This window comes from Halobellus litoreus (assembly GCF_024464595.1).
Taxonomy (GTDB): domain Archaea; phylum Halobacteriota; class Halobacteria; order Halobacteriales; family Haloferacaceae; genus Haloquadratum; species Haloquadratum litoreum.
Window position 1 is genome coordinate 95,137 of record NZ_JANHAW010000001.1, and the last position, 17,174, is coordinate 112,310.

At 66.4% G+C, this 17,174-nt stretch carries 14 protein-coding genes; 4 read left to right on the plus strand and 10 right to left on the minus strand.

Annotation, left to right across the window (positions count from 1 at the left end; genetic code table 11):
* The first annotated feature begins 61 nt into the window (after nucleotides 1-61).
* A complete protein-coding gene (locus NO360_RS00445) occupies nucleotides 62-1,168 on the plus strand; it encodes a DUF373 family protein (RefSeq protein WP_256305415.1) in 1,107 nt (368 codons plus the stop codon).
* A 17-nt stretch (nucleotides 1,169-1,185) separates the two neighbouring features.
* Here the strand turns inward: NO360_RS00445 and NO360_RS00450 are convergent, their stop codons facing one another.
* The 3 genes from NO360_RS00450 to NO360_RS00460 all read right to left on the minus strand — a co-directional run bounded on the left by NO360_RS00450 (nucleotide 1,186) and on the right by NO360_RS00460 (nucleotide 3,582).
* Nucleotides 1,186-1,380 (minus strand): DUF7333 family protein, encoded by a 195-nt coding sequence (locus NO360_RS00450; protein ID WP_256305416.1) that lies wholly within the window; start codon nucleotides 1,378-1,380, stop codon nucleotides 1,186-1,188.
* 88 nt (nucleotides 1,381-1,468) lie between these two features.
* Complete coding sequence (locus NO360_RS00455; protein WP_256307059.1) at nucleotides 1,469-2,251, minus strand: aldo/keto reductase; 783 nt, start codon at nucleotides 2,249-2,251, stop codon at nucleotides 1,469-1,471.
* 95 nt (nucleotides 2,252-2,346) lie between these two features.
* Nucleotides 2,347-3,582, minus strand: coding sequence for a digeranylgeranylglycerophospholipid reductase (locus NO360_RS00460; RefSeq protein ID WP_256305417.1), 1,236 nt, complete (start codon nucleotides 3,580-3,582; stop codon nucleotides 2,347-2,349).
* 450 nt (nucleotides 3,583-4,032) lie between these two features.
* Between NO360_RS00460 and NO360_RS00465 the strand changes: the two genes are divergently transcribed.
* Complete coding sequence (locus tag NO360_RS00465; RefSeq protein WP_256305418.1) at nucleotides 4,033-6,195, plus strand: methyl-accepting chemotaxis protein; 2,163 nt, start codon at nucleotides 4,033-4,035, stop codon at nucleotides 6,193-6,195.
* Nucleotides 6,196-6,234: 39 nt separating this feature from the next.
* Here the strand turns inward: NO360_RS00465 and NO360_RS00470 are convergent, their stop codons facing one another.
* Both NO360_RS00470 and NO360_RS00475 read right to left on the minus strand, forming a co-directional pair.
* Nucleotides 6,235-7,098, minus strand: coding sequence for a 2-oxoacid:ferredoxin oxidoreductase subunit beta (locus tag NO360_RS00470; protein WP_256305419.1), 864 nt, complete (start codon nucleotides 7,096-7,098; stop codon nucleotides 6,235-6,237).
* Nucleotides 7,095-8,849: a 2-oxoacid:acceptor oxidoreductase subunit alpha gene (locus NO360_RS00475; protein ID WP_256305420.1), complete on the minus strand. Its 1,755-nt coding sequence runs from the start codon at nucleotides 8,847-8,849 to the stop codon at nucleotides 7,095-7,097. Before NO360_RS00475 ends, NO360_RS00470 begins: the two co-directional genes overlap by 4 nt.
* A gap of 297 nt (nucleotides 8,850-9,146) precedes the next feature.
* Here NO360_RS00475 and NO360_RS00480 point away from each other — a divergent pair, with 297 nt between their 5' ends.
* Nucleotides 9,147-9,791 (plus strand): FAD-dependent oxidoreductase, encoded by a 645-nt coding sequence (locus NO360_RS00480; protein WP_256305421.1) that lies wholly within the window; start codon nucleotides 9,147-9,149, stop codon nucleotides 9,789-9,791.
* A gap of 4 nt (nucleotides 9,792-9,795) precedes the next feature.
* Here the strand turns inward: NO360_RS00480 and NO360_RS00485 are convergent, their stop codons facing one another.
* From NO360_RS00485 to NO360_RS00500, 4 genes are read right to left on the minus strand one after another with little or no spacing between them, the layout of a single operon-like run.
* The gene (locus NO360_RS00485; RefSeq protein WP_256305422.1) at nucleotides 9,796-10,716 is read right to left on the minus strand and encodes an ABC transporter permease; all 921 of its coding nucleotides are present in this window, start codon (nucleotides 10,714-10,716) and stop codon (nucleotides 9,796-9,798) included.
* Nucleotides 10,709-11,599: an ABC transporter ATP-binding protein gene (locus tag NO360_RS00490; RefSeq protein ID WP_345780171.1), complete on the minus strand. Its 891-nt coding sequence runs from the start codon at nucleotides 11,597-11,599 to the stop codon at nucleotides 10,709-10,711. Before NO360_RS00490 ends, NO360_RS00485 begins: the two co-directional genes overlap by 8 nt.
* The gene (locus NO360_RS00495; protein ID WP_345780172.1) at nucleotides 11,596-13,698 is read right to left on the minus strand and encodes a NosD domain-containing protein; all 2,103 of its coding nucleotides are present in this window, start codon (nucleotides 13,696-13,698) and stop codon (nucleotides 11,596-11,598) included. The genes NO360_RS00490 and NO360_RS00495 overlap by 4 nt, the downstream gene beginning before the upstream one ends.
* Complete coding sequence (locus NO360_RS00500) at nucleotides 13,698-14,324, minus strand: nitrous oxide reductase accessory protein NosL (protein ID WP_256305423.1); 627 nt, start codon at nucleotides 14,322-14,324, stop codon at nucleotides 13,698-13,700. The genes NO360_RS00495 and NO360_RS00500 overlap by 1 nt, the downstream gene beginning before the upstream one ends.
* Nucleotides 14,325-14,495: 171 nt before the next feature.
* Here NO360_RS00500 and acs point away from each other — a divergent pair, with 171 nt between their 5' ends.
* Complete coding sequence (acs, locus tag NO360_RS00505) at nucleotides 14,496-16,478, plus strand: acetate--CoA ligase (protein WP_256305424.1); 1,983 nt, start codon at nucleotides 14,496-14,498, stop codon at nucleotides 16,476-16,478.
* A gap of 285 nt (nucleotides 16,479-16,763) precedes the next feature.
* On the opposite strand, the gene NO360_RS00510 is transcribed toward acs, so the two are convergent.
* A complete protein-coding gene (locus NO360_RS00510) occupies nucleotides 16,764-16,964 on the minus strand; it encodes a hypothetical protein (protein WP_256305425.1) in 201 nt (66 codons plus the stop codon).
* Nucleotides 16,965-17,174 lie beyond the last annotated feature (210 nt).

The window sequence follows — 17,174 nt, forward strand, 5'->3', positions numbered from 1 at the left end:
GAACCTGCCGCCGAGCCGATCGACCGGGAGTTCTTTAACCGAGTCAACCTTTCTCACGACCGTGACCACGCTCGTCCTCTGTGTGGACCGTTCGAACGACGTCGGTCGCACGGCGGGGATCGAGATGCCGGTCGTCGGCTGGGAGGCCGTCCAGTCGCTCGTCACCGACGTCGGGCTGGCCGATCCGGAGGATTCGAGCGTCAACTGTCTGTTGGAGTCGCTACGGGTGGCCCGGGATCTGCGCGACGAGCGCGAGGAGACGGTCTTGGCCGTGGTCTCGGGCGGCGGCGACTCCCTCGTCGGCGCGGACCGCTCGCTGTCGGCCCAGGTGGACTCGCTCGTGGAGACGTACGACCCGGACTCGGCCGTGCTCGTCCTCGACTCCGCGAACGACGAGCGCGTGGTCCCCGTCATCGAGAGCCGCGTGCGGATCGACTCGGTGGACCGGGTAGTCGTCCGGCAGGCACACGACATCGAGTCGACGTACTACCTGCTCAAACAGTTCCTCGCCGACGAGGAGTTGCGGACGACGATCCTGGTTCCCCTCGGTGCGACACTGCTCCTCCTGCCGATCCTCCTCACCCAGTTCCCGCCGGCGGTGGCGCTGGCGGGGCTAGCGGCGCTCCTGGGTGCCGTGCTCCTGTACAAGGGACTCGCGATCGACCAGTACCTCTCTGAGGCCCCCGAGCGGATCCGGGCGGCGTTGTACTCCGGGCGGGTCTCGGTCGTCACGTACGCGGTCAGCCTCGGCCTCGGACTGGTCGGCATCTTTCTCGGGGCGCTCTCGCTCTCGCCGCAGATGGGGCCGGAGTCCGTCGTCGTTCGGACGATGCAGTTCACGTACAACGCCGTCCCGTGGCTCGCACTCGCCGCGCTCACCGCGAGCGCGGGGCGGTTGCTCGACGAACTCATCGGCACCGACGGGATCAGCACGCCGTACCTGAACCTCCCCTTCGGCGTCGTCGCGCTCGGACTCGTCGTTCGCGGGTTCGCCGGGTGGTTCCTCCAGCGGGAAGCCGTCCTCACCGACCCGCAACTATGGGGGTACGTGGTGACGCCCCAGCAGCGGCTCGCGGGGTTCATCGTCGCCGGGATCGTCGTCAGCGTCGTCGGCGTGCGGGTCGCCGCGAGCGTCAGCGGCGAGTCGATCGACGACGTGGCACAGTAGCTCGAAGAAGCCCGGCTTCAGGACCTGCCGACGCGGTACTCGCCGTGTTTCACGCCCAGTGCGAGACAGATGACTCCGAAGACGAGCATCGCCGGCGTCACCATCATCAGCACAGTGCTCGTCGCCATCACGCCGGCGGCGATCAAGACGCCCGTTCCGAGTACCACCAGTGCGATGAGCGCACCGGCCGTCGTCGGGAGATTGAACTCCATACACTGCGGCCTTCGGGCCGCGGAGACAAATCGGTTCCCCCGATTCTTTCCCCGTTGAAACCGCCGGGCCGACCCCGAATTGCCCCGGTTACCAGGGCGCGAATCCGGGGTCGATCTGCCGGTCGGTCCGGTCGATGGCGTCGATCGCCGCGACGTCCTCGTCGTCGAGGTCGACCGTCAACGACTCCCAGTTGTCGCGGATGTGCGCCTCGGTCGCTGCTTTCGGAATCGCGGTCACACCCTTCTCGCGGAGCCACGCCAGCGACACTTGCGCCGCGCTGACGTCGTGTTTCTCCGCGACGTCGGTCAACTCGGGGATCTCGAAGATCTTTCCGCGAGCCAGCGGCGAGTACGCCACGAGTTCGACGTCGCGCTCGGCGCAGTGCTCGCGGAGTTCCTCCTGTTGGAGCAGCGGGTGCATTTCCACCTGATTCGCGAAGATCGGCGCGTTCGCCCGGTCGATCGCCTCGTCGACCTGCTCGGGGAGGAAGTTGCTGATCCCGATCCGTTTCACTGTCCCCTCGTCGACGAGTTCGTCGAACGCGCGGAAGGTCTCCTCGGGATCGTACGCCCGCGACGGCCAGTGGACGTACAGCAGATCTACGTAGTCGACGCCGAGCCGTTCGAGGCTCTCCTCGGTCGTCGCGAGCACGTCGTCGTACGCGAGGTTGTCGATCCATACCTTCGTCGCGACGAACACCTCCTCGCGGTCGACGTCGGCGGCGGCGATTCCGCGGCCGACGTGCGCCTCGTTGCCGTACGCCTGTGCAGTGTCGACGTGGCGATAGCCAGCGTCGAGCGCTGTCTCGACGGCCTCCGCGCACGCGTCGGGAGCGTCATTCTGCCACGTGCCGAGGCCGAGCATCGGCATTCCGTTCGCGAGCGGTGCGCGTCGCTGTTCGTGATGACTCATAGGAGAGTGAAGGTCCGCCGCTCGGTTAGGCGTTCGGATGGCGGGCGACCGCGTCAGTCGGCGAGCCGATGTTTCGCGAAGCGCGCGAGCAACGGCACGTCGTCGAGATGGACGAGTTTCGAGAGGCCGCGGATGCTGCCGTCGTTGGCGTCGCTGAGCGTCTCCACGCCCATCGCGTTCAGATCGCTCATCAGGCGGTCGTAGCGGTCGTTCGGTGCGAGGTACAGCAACTGGGTCATCGTCAACCGAGTGCGCATATCCGGCGCGACGCGGGCGTGCCACAGGTCGTCGTAGATGGCCATCGCGTCCGCGGACGTGTCTCTCTGCGACCCCATCAGGCAGCGGTCCGCCGTGATGGCGGCGGCGCGGGCGGACTCCATACACTTGTGGATGCCCTCGCCCCACAGCGGGTCGATGGTCGGCACGGTGTCGCCGATGGCCATGAAACTGTCCGTGCTGAGGCCGTCCGGCATCTGGATGTGCGCGCTCCCCCGGTGCTGCTGTTTGTCCGCGATGCGCTCGGCGTCCGCGAAGCGCGGGTCGGTCTCAAGCCAGTGGTTGAGGTGGTCGTCGATGCTCTTCGAGGTGTCCCCGTACTCCTGGTAGCTCTCGTTCTGAATGTAACACAGGCCGACCTTCGCGGTGTCGCCGCCCGTGTGGAAGATCCACGAGTAGCCGCCGGGCGCGTACTCGTGGTCGAGACGTAGCATCATCGCGTCGGTGAGGTCCGCGAACTCGGGGTGGTCGACGGCGACGCCCTCCATCTCCCACTCGATGCCGACCGCCTGGTTCTTGCGTTCGAGGCCGCAGACATCGAGTTTCTTCGCGAGCGGTGCCGCCGGCCCCGTGGCGTCCACGACGATGTCGGCGTACACCTCCTCGTCGCCGGCGTACTGGACGCCGACCACCTCCCCGTCTTCCGTGATGGGGTTGTTCACCCGCGCGTCGAAGCGGTACTCCGCGCCGTGCTCGCGTCCCGCCGCGACCAGCCACCGCTTGAAATCTGCGAACTCGAGGACCGCGCCGGGCTGATGCTGGACGAAGTGCTCGTTGGGAGACTCCAGAACGACCTCGTCGGTGTAGTTCATCACGACATCGTCTGGAATCCCGAACGCGCCCGTCATCGACGCGAACGTCCCCGCTGTGGACTTGTTCGATTGCCGCGGGAACCCGTCTTCGGGTTCGGCTTCCAGCACGAGCACGTCGTACTCGCGCTGCGCGAGGTCCCGCGCGCACTGTGCTCCGGCCGGCCCTGCGCCGGCGATGACGACGTCGTAGTTCTCAGACATAACGTACTCCCGTGGTGTCCGCTGACTGCGCGCACCGGCGTGTCGGTGCGGTGGTCGCGCGAACGCCGCCGCGCGGCGAGCGCTGTTCTGCCCGCACGCGTCTGTTGCCGGTCGTCACGGCGTCCGCAGTCATTGTTATTACTCGTAAACTAAGGCGCGGGTAAAAAACGCGCCGGAACATTCCTGACGCCCACGAAAGGGCGGAATACCGTCGTGGACAACAACTCGATGAACGTGGCGTTATCGCGATCGAGATCGCCTGCGATCCCCGCTTTCGCCGACCATATCGTCAGCTCGGACTGACGTACTCCCGATGTTTCCGGACCGGATCAAAACTAACTGCTATGTGACCGATAGCCTCGTCCGTCTTGATCAAATTGCGTCGTCTTCATTTCAAGTCTGATAATCACAAGTGTATATTTTTCCGTCGGGGGTTGCAGGGGAATCAATATGAGTCTCGTCGGAATGGTAACAAGTATCGCTGATCGGATCACGATCGATCGATTCGACATCGGTCCGAAACTGGTCGTCGCGTTCGTCCTCGTGGCGGCGCTCGTCGCCGTTACGGGGTTCATCGGATACGACGCCGTGTCGACAGTAGACGAGGAAGCGCACATCATCGCCCAGGACGGGGAAAAGATGGCCGCCTCGGCCGGTATGACCGTCGCCATCGAACAAGAGCAAGCCGCGGTTCAGGCGGCACAGCTCGGCGAGCCCGACGGGCGGGAGCAGTTCGAGCAGGCCGCGACACGCTTCGACGAGGAGGCCGCTCGACTGGAGTCGACCCACCTGAGCGCGGAGCAGGAAGAACAATTCGCCGAGCTACAATCCCAACACGACGAGTACAGACAACTCGGCCAGGAATTCTTCGACGCGCAAGCGGCCGCGAACTTCGATCTCGCCGAGCAGAAAGCTGCCGAGATGGAGACGCTGAGAGTCGAGATGGAGGAGAAGACCCACTCGATCGAAGAGTCGGCACAGGCCGATATGGACCAACAGGTCGCCATCGCGGACAGCACGACGCAGACGAGCCAGTTAGAGATCATCGGCCTGACGGTCGGCGCTTTCGTCCTCGCCATCCTGATCGGTCTCTTCGTCGCCAGACGGATCACGAAACCCGTCTCAGAACTCTCGGAGGCCGCCATCGCCGCCAGCGAGGGCGGTCTGGACACCGAGATCGATGACTACGCCGAAAACGACGAGATCGGCCGGATGGTCGACGCGTTCAGGGACCTCCAGACGAACCTCCGCGAGGTCTTCGCCGAACTCGATGCCGTCAGCGAGAACCTCGAATCCGGCGAGCTCCAGCAGGACGTCGACACCGACTTCCCGGGCACGTACGGAACCATTATGCGCCGCATCGACGGCGGAACCGACGAACTCACCGGGAGTTTCGCTGAGATCCGACACGCCAGCGACGAACTCAGCGACGGCCGACTCGACCAGGATATCGACACGGACCGCCCTGGTGACTACGGCGACGTCCTACGGAACCTCGACGAAGGTATCGACCAGCTACACAGGAGTATCGGCGACATCCAGCGGATCGCGGAACAGGTTGCCACCTCCAGCGGGGAGGTCTCGAGCAGCGCCGAAGAGATCAAACAGGCGAGCGAGGAAGTGGCGGGCTCGGTCGAGGAAATCTCACAGGGCGCCGAGACGCAGAGCGAGAACCTCCAGGAGGTCGCCGGCGAAATGAACGATATGTCCGCGACCGTCGAGGAGATCGCGTCGTCGGCGGAGGAAGTCGCCTCGACTGCCTCGACGGCGGTCGAGCGAAGCGAAACGGGACAGGAACACGCGGCGGAGGCGACGCAGGAGATCCGGTCGATCGAAGAGAGCGCGGCCGAGGCAGCCACTCGCGTCGAATCGCTCGACGACGAGATGGAGGAGATCGGGGAAGTCACGGAGATGATCACCGAGATAGCGGAACGGACCAATCTGCTCGCGCTCAACGCCTCGATCGAGGCCGCACGCGCCGGGGAAGCGGGCGAGGGATTCGCGGTCGTCGCGAACGAAATAAAAGGACTCGCCGAGGAGGCGGCCCGTGCGACGAACGAGATCGAGAGCAGTATCAACGACGTCCAGGAAATGACTGCCGAGACGGCCGACGAGATGGAGACGATGAGCGAACGGGTCGAGCGTGGCGCGGGGACCATCGAAGACGCAATCGAGACGTTCGACGACATCGCGGTCGCCGTCGAACAGGCTGAAAGCGGCATCAGGGAGATCAGCGACGCCACGGACGATCAGGCCGCTTCCTCCGAGGAGGTGGTGGCGATGGTTGACGAGGTCTCTGGCGTGAGTGAGGAGACCGCTGCAGAGGCGAGCAACGTGTCCGCCGCAACGGAAGAGCAGGCCGCGTCGCTGTCGGAGGCCACAGAGAACATTCAACAACTCTCCCAGTTGGCCGAATCGCTGCACGATCAGGTCTCGGCGTTCGACATCGACACCGACTCTTCGGATGGGATAGGTGCGAACGCCTCCGAACTGTCGACAGAAGTGGGTAGCGAGGCCTCGACCGTGCAGGCGGACGGCGGCCGTCCCGATTCCTCGGCGTCGGACACAGCTTCCCCGGACCCCTCGTCGTTCACGTGGGAGACGACGGAGTAGCAATCGTCCGTCGCAGTGGCCGTTCTCGGTCGAACAGGCCTAGTAGAACTCGCGGACGAGGTCCATCGCGCCCTCGGGCGCCCCCTCGTCGACCTCGGACATATCGGTGTCGAGGCCGTGTTTCTCGCCGTACGGGATCGACTTCTCGCTCTGCCAGATGACGCCCTGATACTCCTTGCTGGCGTCGAGGATCTTGTCCTTCGCGGCGTCGTAGTCCGTCGGGTCGTGGCCCTCTTCTGCGACGTCGACGAGGTTGTCGCGGAAGTAGTCGTAGGTGTCGACGTCGTTGAACGTGACGCAGGGGCTGAAGACGTTCACGAACCCGAAGCCGTCGTGCTCGATGGCCTCCTGGACGATTTCGGCGTGTCGCTGGGCGTCCGTCGAGAACGACTGCGCGATGAACGTCGCGCCCGAGGCGAGCGCCAGCGCGAGCGGGTTGACCGGGGGCTGCTGCGGCCCCTCGGGCGTCGTCGACGTCTCGAAGTCCGAGCGCGACGTGGGAGACGCCTGCCCCTTCGTGAGCCCGTAGATGCGGTTGTCCATCACGACGTACGTCATATCGACGTTGCGTCGGACGGCGTGGACGAAGTGACCGGCACCGATGGAGTAGCCGTCGCCGTCGCCGCCGGCGACCATCACTTCCAGGTCGGGGTTCGCGAGTTTGACGCCCGTCCCGACGGGGAGCGCGCGACCGTGCACGCCGTGGAGGGCGTAGGAGCGCATGTACGTCCCGATCTTGCCGGAACAGCCGATCCCGGCCACGACGAACGTGTTGTCGGGGTCGTTGCCCGTGTTCGCCAGCGCTTTCATCATCCCGTTCATCGTCCCGAAGTCGCCGCAGCCGGGACACCACGTCGGTTGCTTGTCTGATTTGAAATCCGTGAATCGAACGTCGGAGCTCATTGGTCTGCCTCCTGGAGGGCGGTCTTGATCTCTTCTGCGAGTTCGTCGGCCTTGAACCGCACGCCGTCGTACTTGTTGACGCGGTCGACCCGCGAGAGCGTGTCGTGTTCGACGACGTCGGCGAACTGCCCGGTGGCGTTACACTCGACGACGACGACGTTCTCGGCGGCCTCGACCTCCTCGGTGAGATCCGGCCGCGGGAAGAGATACGGCACCGAGAGGAATCGCACGTCGATTCCCTCCTCGTCGAGGAACTGGATCGCCTCCGTCATCGCGCCCTCGTTCGACCCCCACGAGATGACGAGGTTTTCCGAGTCGTCGTCGCCGAACTCCCGCGGCGAGAAGTCCTCCGTCTCCCGCGCCGTCTCGACCTTCCGGGTGCGCTTGTCGACCTGTTCGACGCGCATCTCGGTGTCTTCGGTCCGCCGCCCGAGTTCGTCGTGTTCGAGGCCCGTGGACATATGGACGCCGCCGTCCGTGCCGGGGAACGCCCGCGGCGAGACGCCGTCCTCCGTGAGCGCGTGGGGCTTGAACTGTCCCTTCTCGTTCTGCCACTCGTCGATCGACGCCTCGTCGACGACCTTGCCGCGGTCGATCTCGACGGCGTCCATATCGAAGGCCTCCGGGGGGAACGTCTGTTCGGTGACCGCCATCGCGAGGTCCGCGGCGATGTAGACCGGCGTCTGGTACTTCTCGGCGAGATTGAACGCTTCGACGGTCTTCCAGAAGCACTCCGAGATGGAAGTCGGCCCGAGCACGAACCGCGGAATTTCCCCGTGGCCGCCGTACAGCATCATATTCAGGTCGCCCTGTTCCTGCTTGGTCGGCATCCCCGTCGAGGGACCCGAACGCATCACGTCGACGACGACGAGCGGCGTCTCGCTCGTGGCGACGAGGCCGAAGGTCTCGGCCATCAGATCGATGCCCGGCCCCGACGTCGCGGTCATCGACCGCGCACCCGCGCGGGCCGCGCCGAGCGCGATGTTGATCGCCGACAGCTCGTCCTCGGCCTGGACGACGTGGCCGCCGAACTGCTCGATGCGTCCCGTGAGATACTCCATCACGTCCGTCGCGGGCGTGATCGGGTAGCCGGCGTAGAACTTACAGCCGGCGGCGATGGCGCCCATCCCGATGGCCTCGTCGCCGTTGAGCAGCACGTAATCGGAGTCAGTCGTTTCGAGTTCGTAGTCGAACTCGTGGTCGTACTCCTCGGCGACGTACTCGCGGCCGGCCCGCGCGGCCTCCTTGTTGTTGTCGACGAGCGACTGCCCCTTCGAGGCGAAGCGCTTCTCCAGTGCGCTGTCGAGGTTCTCGATGGGGAAGTCCGACACCTCACACGCCGCACCCAGGGCGACGACGTTGCGCATAATCGCGCCGCCGGCCTCCTCGGCGAGCCGCTTCAGCGGCACGTCCAGGCCGATCATTCCCTCGGGTATCTCGACGTTCTCCATCGTGGTCCGCTCGCCGTCGAAGATGATGACCGACCCCTCGTGGAGTTCGTCGAGGTTCTCCTCGATCGTGCGCGGGGTCAGCGCGATGAGCACGTCGAGGCGATCGACGACGCTCTGGACCGGATCGACCGCCGTCCGGACCTTGTACGCTGTGTATCCGCCGCGGATCCGCGAGGCGAAGTCCTTCGACGTGAACACGTGCCGCCCGGCTCGGGAGAGCGCCTGGGCGAAGATTTTCCCCGTCGAGTCGATGCCATCGCCGGCTTCGCCGCCGATGGCCCAATTGAAGTCCGCAGGCATGTGGCTAAGAGGTACCTCTGGACCGAAGAAAAGCCTTCTGAAAGCCATTGAAAAAAGGAACGGTTCAGTATTCTCAAAAACCCACGAATGTGAATAAAAACACGGAAATATCGGCACGACTGGCTAACGAACAGCAAATATTGCACTTATAAATGACCAAACAGTCATCGCAGATTCGAGAGCCGGACACGGCGGCAGGAGTCTCGAATTCCCCGATCGTCGAACGAGCCACGAGCGCCCGGGGGTGGGCGTCTCCGGAAGGCAAAGTCCTTCTCCGGGGGTCCCCAACCCCGTGGTATGGACGCGACAGTCGCCGTCAGCGCGGTCCGTGACGTCGGGCCGGAGACGGTCGCACTCGAGTTGGAGTCGCCCGAGGGGTTCGACGCCGAACCCGGACAGTTCGTGAAGCTCTCTACCACGATCGACGGCGACGGGTACGCGCGGTTCTACACGCTCTCGTCGCCCGGCGTCGACGACACCTTCGAGGTCACCGTGGGCGTCGACCCCGAGGAAGCGGGGCCCTTCAGCCGGTTCCTGATCGACCTCGAAGCGGGCGGCGAACTCGATATTTCCGGGCCGTTCGGGGAGAGTTACTACGAGGGTGAATCGCGCGTCGTCGTCCTCGCCGGCGGCCCGGGGATCGGCCCCGCGGTCGGCATCGCCGAGGCGGCCGTCGCCGACGGCAACGAGGCCGCAATCGTCTACCGCACGGACGCTCCCGCTCACGAGGACCGACTGGCTGCCCTCCGTGATTCGGGCGCGGCGGTCGACGTCGTGGCCGAGGGCGAAAGCCTCGACGACGCCGTCGCTGCCGCGCTCACGCGCGCGGCCGACGAGCAGGTGTTCGTCTACGGTTTCGCCGACTTCGTCAACGACGCGACGAGCGCCCTCGACGCCGCGGGGCTCGGTCCCGACGACGCGAAGGTCGAGAACTTCGGGTGACCGGTCAGCCTCCGGCGTCATCGGAAACCGACGGATCGCTCGCGATCGGGGCCACCGCGGGCCAGACGCGCCAGACCGCGACGGAGAGGCTCCCGGCCCACCAGACGAGGAGTCCGAGCGCGTTCAGCAACGGGTTGCCCGCAGCGACGTCCGCGCCGCCGACGACGCCGACCGCACTGGAGAGGACCAGTCCCCGAAAAGCGCTGTTCGGGCTCAGCGCCAGCAGCACCGCGAGTCCGTCTTCGGGGACGACCCCGCTCGCGAGGCCGGCGACGAGCGCCGTGTCGATGCCGACGACGAGCGCGAGCGCCAGCGCGGCCGCCAGCGCCAGCGCCGTTCGGACGGTGCGCGTCGCCGCGGAGATGCCGACGACCGCCGCGAGGACGACGAGGGTGAAGGCCGCCGAGAGCACGACGAACCGGAGGTAGCGAACCCCCGAGTCGGCCGCGGCGTTGATCGCCAGAAACGTCGGGATGTCGGCAGTGAGAAGCGGGACGAACAGCCCCACAACCAGGAGCGTCCCCACCACGAGGCCGACGAGTGCGAGCGCGCGACCGAGGTAGACGCCGAAGACGTACGAGAGTCGCTCCACGTCGTAGGTGCGCAGCACGTCCAACTCTCCCGTCTGTCTGTCGCCGAGGATCGATCGGTAACCGAACGCGATAGCCAGGAGCGGCACGAGCACCTCGACGAACGTCAGCAGGTCGAGCGTCAGCGGGACGAACCCGCCGCCGCCGCCGGTCCCGGCCCACGCGACCCCGACGACGCTCACCGCGAAGGCGGCCGCCAGCGCCAGCAGCGCCGGCGTTCTCACGATCGTTCGGAGCTCCCGCGTGGCGATCACGAACAGGTCCGCAACGACGGCTGCGACTCGCGCGCGGCCCCCCGATCGAGTCCCCTCGCCGACCCCGTCGGACTCACTCATCGACGGTCACCTCCGCTTCGCCCGCGTCCGTCTCGGACTCGTCGACCTCCGTCCCGGACTCGTCGACCTCCGTCCCGGACCCCTCGACGTCTGCACCGGACCCATCGACGCCAGGTTCGGACACGACACTCGCTCCCCCGACGCCCGCACGCACGGTCGGTTCGCCGGCCCGTGCTCGTACGATGCGGAGGAACGCCGCCGAGAGCGAATTGGCGCCCGTCTCCGCCAGCAACTCCGCTGGCGACCCGCTCGCGGCGAAGGTCCCCCCGTCCAGCACGTGGACCGTGTCCGCGTGCGTCTCGACCGCCGGGAGCTCGTGGGAAGCCACCACGACCGCCGTGCCGTCGGCCGCGAGGTCGCCCACGACGTCGAACAGCCGTTCGACCATCGCCGGGTCGAGACCGCTGCCGGGTTCGTCGAGAATCAGGACCGCGGGGTCGCCGAGGACCGCCTCGCCGAGCCCGAGCAGTCGGGTCATTCCCCCCGAGAGCGACCCGACAGACCGGTCCGCCACCTCGCCGAGGCCGACGCGGTCGAGGGTCGCGGCGACGTCGTCGTCGTCGACGCCGTCGAGCAACTGCGCGTAGAAGCCGAGGGTGTCGCGCGCGGAGAACCCCTCGCGGAAGGCCGGCCGCTGAGGCAGATATCCCACGCTCCGAGCGCCGCCTCTCCCCCGCGGTATCGACACCGACCCGTCGTCCGAGGCGGCGATCCCGGCGAGGACGTTGAGCAGCGTCGACTTCCCGGAGCCGTTGGGGCCGACGATCGCCGCCACCTCGCCGCGCTCGACCGACAGCGACACGCCCGAGAGCACCTCGACGTCGCCGAAGGATTGTTCGATCGACCGCGCCCGCAGGGCTATCGCTGGCGCGTCCTCGCTCACGACGCGTCACCTCCGGCGGTCCCGCTCGCGGTCCGGCGAGCGGTCGCGTTGTCGGGCGGATCCGCCTCGGCGGCCATCGACTCGACGTCGCGCTCCGATAGGTCGGCCGCTCCGTCGGACAGCGCGTCGTCGATCACCGCGGGGTGGAACGGCCGCGTCCGCGCGTCGGTGTCGACGACGCCCGACTGCCGGAGTCCGGAGACGGCGTCCTGCACGCGGCGCAGCGTCGCTACGGCCGGCGACTGCGCCAGCGCGGTCGCGCCCGAGACGGTTCCGAGCCGCGAGTCGACCGACCCCGTCGGTCGGTACGGCCGGTCGTAGACGCCGTCGTCGTCGCCGTCGGCGATGGGGAGCGCACCCCAGTGGTTGCCGACGCCGCCGTGGGACCACGTCCGCAGCGGCCCGATCCGCGACTCGACCGCGCGCTCGTTGCGCAGGAAGTCGTTTCTGAGTACCCAGTTCGACGGCAGGATGTCGTTCGCTCGCGCGCCGACCTCGTTTTCGAGGACGACGTTGTCGACGAACGCGTTACGGTCCCCGGCGACCTGGAGGCCGTACTCGTTGTCGACGACCACGTTCCGCGCGTAGTAGGAGTCGCTGCCGGCGGGGACGACGCCGTACGTACTCCCGCGGACGTCGTTGCCGACGACGGCGTTGCCAGTCGGGCGCGTCATCACGATGACGCCCGCCTGTCCGTTCCTGACGGTGTTGTTCGCGACGAGCGACTCGGAAGTGTACATCTCGTGGACCCCGTACCGGCCCGGTTCCGCCTCGTTGTCGCGGACGACGCTGCCGTCCGCGCGGTGGGTGTAGACGCCGTCGCGACCGCCCAGGAACGTCGAGTCCTCCACGACGCTCGCCGCGCCGATGAGCACGACGCCCATAAATCCCTCGCGGGCCGTCTCGGCCCCCTCGACAGACACGTTCCGGATCACGGAGTCGGGGCTCTCGCGGACGACGACGCCGCTCGCGGGCGTGTCGACCGCGACGTTCGAGACCGACGCGCCGGCCGCGCCGTCGAGAACGACGCCCGCGTCGCCGTAGCCGTAGGCCAACTGGACTGTCGTGTCCCAATCCGCCGAGTCGTTCCGGAGGTCGCGGCCGCGGCTCCCGACGTCGCCGACGCCCTCGATCCGGAGGTTGGAGACGGCCGCCTCGTCCGCTCGGACGTAGAGCACGCTGCGGTTGCCGTCGCCGCGGAGCACCGTCTCGGCACCGGCACCGGCGAGCGTGACCGAGCGGTTCACCACCACGCGGTCGACATCGTAGGTGCCCGGTGGAACGTAGACGGTCGTGTTCGACGGTGCGGCGTCAAGCGCCGCCGACACCGTCGGTTCGCTCGCGGCGTCTCGTGGAACGTCGAGCGGGACCGACCCGTCTGTCGGTGCTCGCTCGGCGAGGGACGCGGCGTCGGCACCGACGACAACGCTCACGGGTCGCTGCCGGTGGGCTTCGACGTCCGCGACGGTGTCGTTCGCCCAGGCGTGCCGGTCAGCGACGCTCGCCTCGAACCCCGCCAGTTTCTCCGGGAGCGGGTCCCCGACCCGGGATTGCAACGACTCCCAGTCGACGACCTCGCCCCCGTGCGCCGCGGCGAAGTCCTCGGCGTCAGCCCGGTCGGAAAAGGCGACCGTCACGGTTCCCGAGGGAATCGCGGCGTCGCTGCCGACGACGTAGAACGCGGTGTCGGCGGGCGTCCAGCCGACGGCCCGCCCGCGTTCGGGGACGACGAACCCCTCGTCGGTCAGGGTCGGTTCGATCGTCGAGAAGTCGGAGACGTACACCGCCAGCGGGTCGCCGAACTGTCGCCGGGCGCCCGAATCGCCGAGTTCGCTCACGGCCGTCTCGATGCCCACGTAGCCGACGACGTACCGATAGCCCGAGTAGAACACCTCGACCCGCGGGAGGACGAACCCCTCGTCGTCGGCGCGGCGGGCGTCGACGCCGGTCCCGCCCATATTCACCGTGTCCGCGAAATCGACGGGGCGCAGCGACTCGCCGCTGGCGGGCGTCAGCAGGAACGAGAGACTCGCGGCGACCAGCGCGAGGCTCACGAACACGGTCAGCCAACGGGTGCCGGTCGGCGAGAGGAGCGCCATCACATCCCGAGACCGGCGACCACTTCGGGCGTGACGCCGTCGTGACCGGTGAGCGAGCCGCCGAACTCCGACTGGAAGGACTCGGCGTCGGCCTCGTCCCCGAACCCGATCAGATCACGTCCCATCGTCCCCTTGACGTCGGAGTCGACGACGAACGTCACGTCCGTCACGGGCGCGAACGACGACGCCTCGTAGTGTCTCGTGATCAGCGTGTCGCCGCCGTCTTCGAACGTCTCGTAGTCGACTGCGGAGTAGTCGGTGACGTAGAAGGCGACGTCTTCCCAGCCCTCCTCGTCGCGTTCGAACTCGTACTGATACGCCTCCCAAGTGCTGTCGAAGCGAGCCGGGTTCTCGTGGCCCTCGGGTTCCTGGTCGGCGTAGAAGATCTCCGCGCTCGGACCCGGATGCTGTCGGATCGTCATCCCGCAGACGTCGCAGGTGGCGTCTTCGGGGATCGTAATCGCCGCGGGGGCGTCGTCGCTTCCGTCTCCGCCCCCTCCATTGCCGCCCAGGCAGCCGCTCAGCGATCCCACGAGCATTCCGGTGCCCGCGAGCAACACGGGCCGACGACCGATCGGTCGCGCTTCCGTGGACTCGTCGGCGTTCCCCGGTCGTTCGCTATCCATACACGACACTAGGGCACTGCCGGTAAAAACGACCCGGGCCGTTCCTGCCGACTGAGATCCAGCGCAACCGTTTGTATCTGCGGGAGGCCGCTGCAGTCGTTCGATTACTTCCGGCGAACGGGACGCAGTCGCACAGATTTATCATCCGGTGTTCGAATAATAAGGACGAATATGACTGACGGAGAAGGAGACGGAGAACTCGAGGCGCGACTGGTGGAACAGGAGACCTTCGAGCCGAGCGAGGAGTTCGTCGAGCAGGCGAACGTCTCCGACGAGTCGATCTACGAGGAGTTCGAGGAGGACTGGCCCCGCTCGTGGACGCGCGCGGCGGATCTGCTCGACTGGGAGACCGAGTACAGCCAGGTGCTCGACGAGTCGAACGGACCGTTCTACGAGTGGTTCGCCGACGGGACGCTGAACGCCTCGTACAACTGCGTGGACCGACACGTCGAGAGCGGCGACAAGAACCGCGTCGCGATCAAGTGGGAGGGCGAACACGGCGAGACGCGGACCTACACGTATCAGGATCTTTATCGCGAAGTCAACGAGTTCGCGGCGAGCCTGCGTGACCTCGGCGTCGAGGAGGACGACGTCGTGACGCTCTATATGCCGATGGTCCCGGAGCTCCCGATCGCGATGCTCGCCTGCGCCCGCATCGGCGCACCGCACTCCGTCGTCTTCGCGGGGTTCTCGGCCGACGCGCTCGCGACGCGGATGAACTCCGCCGACTCCCGGTATCTGGTAACGTGCGACGGCTACTACCGCCGCGGCGACGCTCTCGACCATCTCGCGAAGGCGAACGAAGGGCTCGACGGCGTCGACCACGGCGTCGACGCGACGGTCGTCGTCGACCGCCTCGGCGACGACGGCTTCGGACACGACCTGAAAGGCAACCAGCACGACTGGGACGACCTGATGGCAGAGCACCAGGGCGCCCGCGTCGATCCCGTCGAACGCGACGCGGAGGACATGCTCTTCCTGATGTACACATCGGGGACGACCGGCGAACCGAAGGGCGTGAAACACACGACGGGCGGCTACCTCGCGTATACGACGTGGACTTCCCACGCCGTCCTCGATCTGGAACCCGAAGACACCTACTGGTGCTCGGCGGACATCGGCTGGATCACGGGGCACTCCTACATCGTCTACGGGCCGCTGTCGCTCGGGACCACGACGGTGATGTACGAGGGGACGCCCGACTTCCCCGAGCGGGATCGCCTCTGGGAGATCGTCGAGAAGTACGCCGTCGACGTGTTCTACACCGCGCCGACGGCGATCCGCGCCTTCATGAAGTGGGGCTCGAAGTACCCCGAGCGACACGACCTCTCCAGTCTCCGACTCCTCGGGACGGTCGGCGAGCCGATCAACCCCCGCGCGTGGAAGTGGTACTACCAGCACATCGGCGACGAGCAGTGCCCGATCGTCGACACCTGGTGGCAGACCGAAACTGGCGGAATGATGGTGACGACGCTGCCCGGCGTCGGCACGATGAAGCCCGGGTCCGCCGGGCCGCCGCTCCCGGGAATCGACGCCACGGTCGTCGACACCGCTGGTGAGGAAGTCGAGGCCGGCCGCGCGGGCTATCTCACCGTCGAGAAGCCGTGGCCGGGGATGTTGCGGACGCTGTATCAGAACGACGAGCGGTTCGTCGACGAGTACTGGCGAGAGTACTCCGATCCCGACGCCGACGAGTGGGTGTACTTCCCGGAGGACGGCGCGAAGATCGACGACGACGGCTACATCACCATCCTGGGCCGCGTCGACGACGTGCTCAACGTCTCAGGGCACCGCCTGGGCACGATGGAGATCGAGTCGGCCATCGTCGGCGTCGAGGGCGTCGCCGAAGCGGCGGTCGTCGGCGGCGAGCACGAAGTGAAGGGCGAGGCAGTCTACGCCTACGTCATCCTCGAGGAGGGTCAGGACGGGACCGACGAGATGCGTGACGCGATCATCGCGGGCGTCGAGGACGCCATCGGCCCGATCGCCCGTCCCGAACAGGTGATCTTCACGCCCGAACTGCCGAAGACGCGGTCTGGAAAGATTATGCGTCGCCTGCTCGAAGAGATCGCCAACGGCGAGGAACTCGGCGACACGACGACGCTCCGGAATCCCGACATCGTGACGGAGATTCAGGGGAAAGTGCAACACTAGACACCCACTTTTTCCGCGGTGGGCTTCCTCGCTCGCTGCGCTCGCTGCGGGAACTCACCGCGGAAAAACCTGTCTTGCTGAGCGAAGCGAAGCAAGGCTCGTGAGACGCTTCGCGTCTCACGGCGGAGGAAAAAATGCCGCTCGCTCGGCCTCCGACCTCGCTCGCGGTACATCTCTTGGAAACTAAGATGGGTCGACTGTTCGAGGCCGTCGACCGCACGACCATTTTCGGTGAGTCAGCCGCTCAGTATACTATGCGTGATAATCGAGCGGAGCGCTACTAGTTCACGCGTCGTAGCCGTTCCGTCTGAGTGCCTCTGCCAACTCGCCGTCAGGGTCAGCCGTAAACTCGACCAGCGACGACTCTGGTCTCGTTGTCGTATATAGTTCAGAGTCGATGTTGTCGGGGATTTCGTTCGCGTGCGTCTTGTCTACGACCGCAACTGATATTTTTGGTTTCATATCGGTGTCTTTTGATTCGCTCATTACCTGATGGTACGGGAGAGAGACGTTTGTCCTTTCGCATTCGAGTGTTCTTTACGACAACAGCGCTCGGCGGGGGAGCCATAATAACGGCACATTATCGCACAACCTGTACCGAACGGCCGTGAGCCGAGCGAGATTTTCAGCCACACTAAATGGTGCGTAAGGACGGGCGACATAGCGAGTGGGTTCCCACAGCGAGCGCAGCGAGCG

Bases quoted from the DNA above. Each gene is read 5' to 3' on its own strand.
- NO360_RS00450 (WP_256305416.1), bottom strand. From the start codon at position 1,380: ATGGAGTTCAATCTCCCGACGACGGCCGGTGCGCTCATCGCACTGGTG.
- NO360_RS00455 (WP_256307059.1), bottom strand. From the start codon at position 2,251: ATGCCGATGCTCGGCCTCGGCACGTGGCAGAATGACGCTCCCGACGCG.
- NO360_RS00460 (WP_256305417.1), bottom strand. From the start codon at position 3,582: ATGTCTGAGAACTACGACGTCGTCATCGCCGGCGCAGGGCCGGCCGGA.
- NO360_RS00465 (WP_256305418.1), top strand. From the start codon at position 4,033: ATGAGTCTCGTCGGAATGGTAACAAGTATCGCTGATCGGATCACGATC.
- NO360_RS00470 (WP_256305419.1), bottom strand. From the start codon at position 7,098: ATGAGCTCCGACGTTCGATTCACGGATTTCAAATCAGACAAGCAACCG.
- NO360_RS00475 (WP_256305420.1), bottom strand. From the start codon at position 8,849: ATGCCTGCGGACTTCAATTGGGCCATCGGCGGCGAAGCCGGCGATGGC.
- NO360_RS00480 (WP_256305421.1), top strand. From the start codon at position 9,147: ATGGACGCGACAGTCGCCGTCAGCGCGGTCCGTGACGTCGGGCCGGAG.
- NO360_RS00485 (WP_256305422.1), bottom strand. From the start codon at position 10,716: ATGAGTGAGTCCGACGGGGTCGGCGAGGGGACTCGATCGGGGGGCCGC.
- NO360_RS00495 (WP_345780172.1), bottom strand. From the start codon at position 13,698: ATGGCGCTCCTCTCGCCGACCGGCACCCGTTGGCTGACCGTGTTCGTG.
- NO360_RS00500 (WP_256305423.1), bottom strand. From the start codon at position 14,324: ATGGATAGCGAACGACCGGGGAACGCCGACGAGTCCACGGAAGCGCGA.
- acs (WP_256305424.1), top strand. From the start codon at position 14,496: ATGACTGACGGAGAAGGAGACGGAGAACTCGAGGCGCGACTGGTGGAA.
- NO360_RS00510 (WP_256305425.1), bottom strand. From the start codon at position 16,964: ATGAGCGAATCAAAAGACACCGATATGAAACCAAAAATATCAGTTGCG.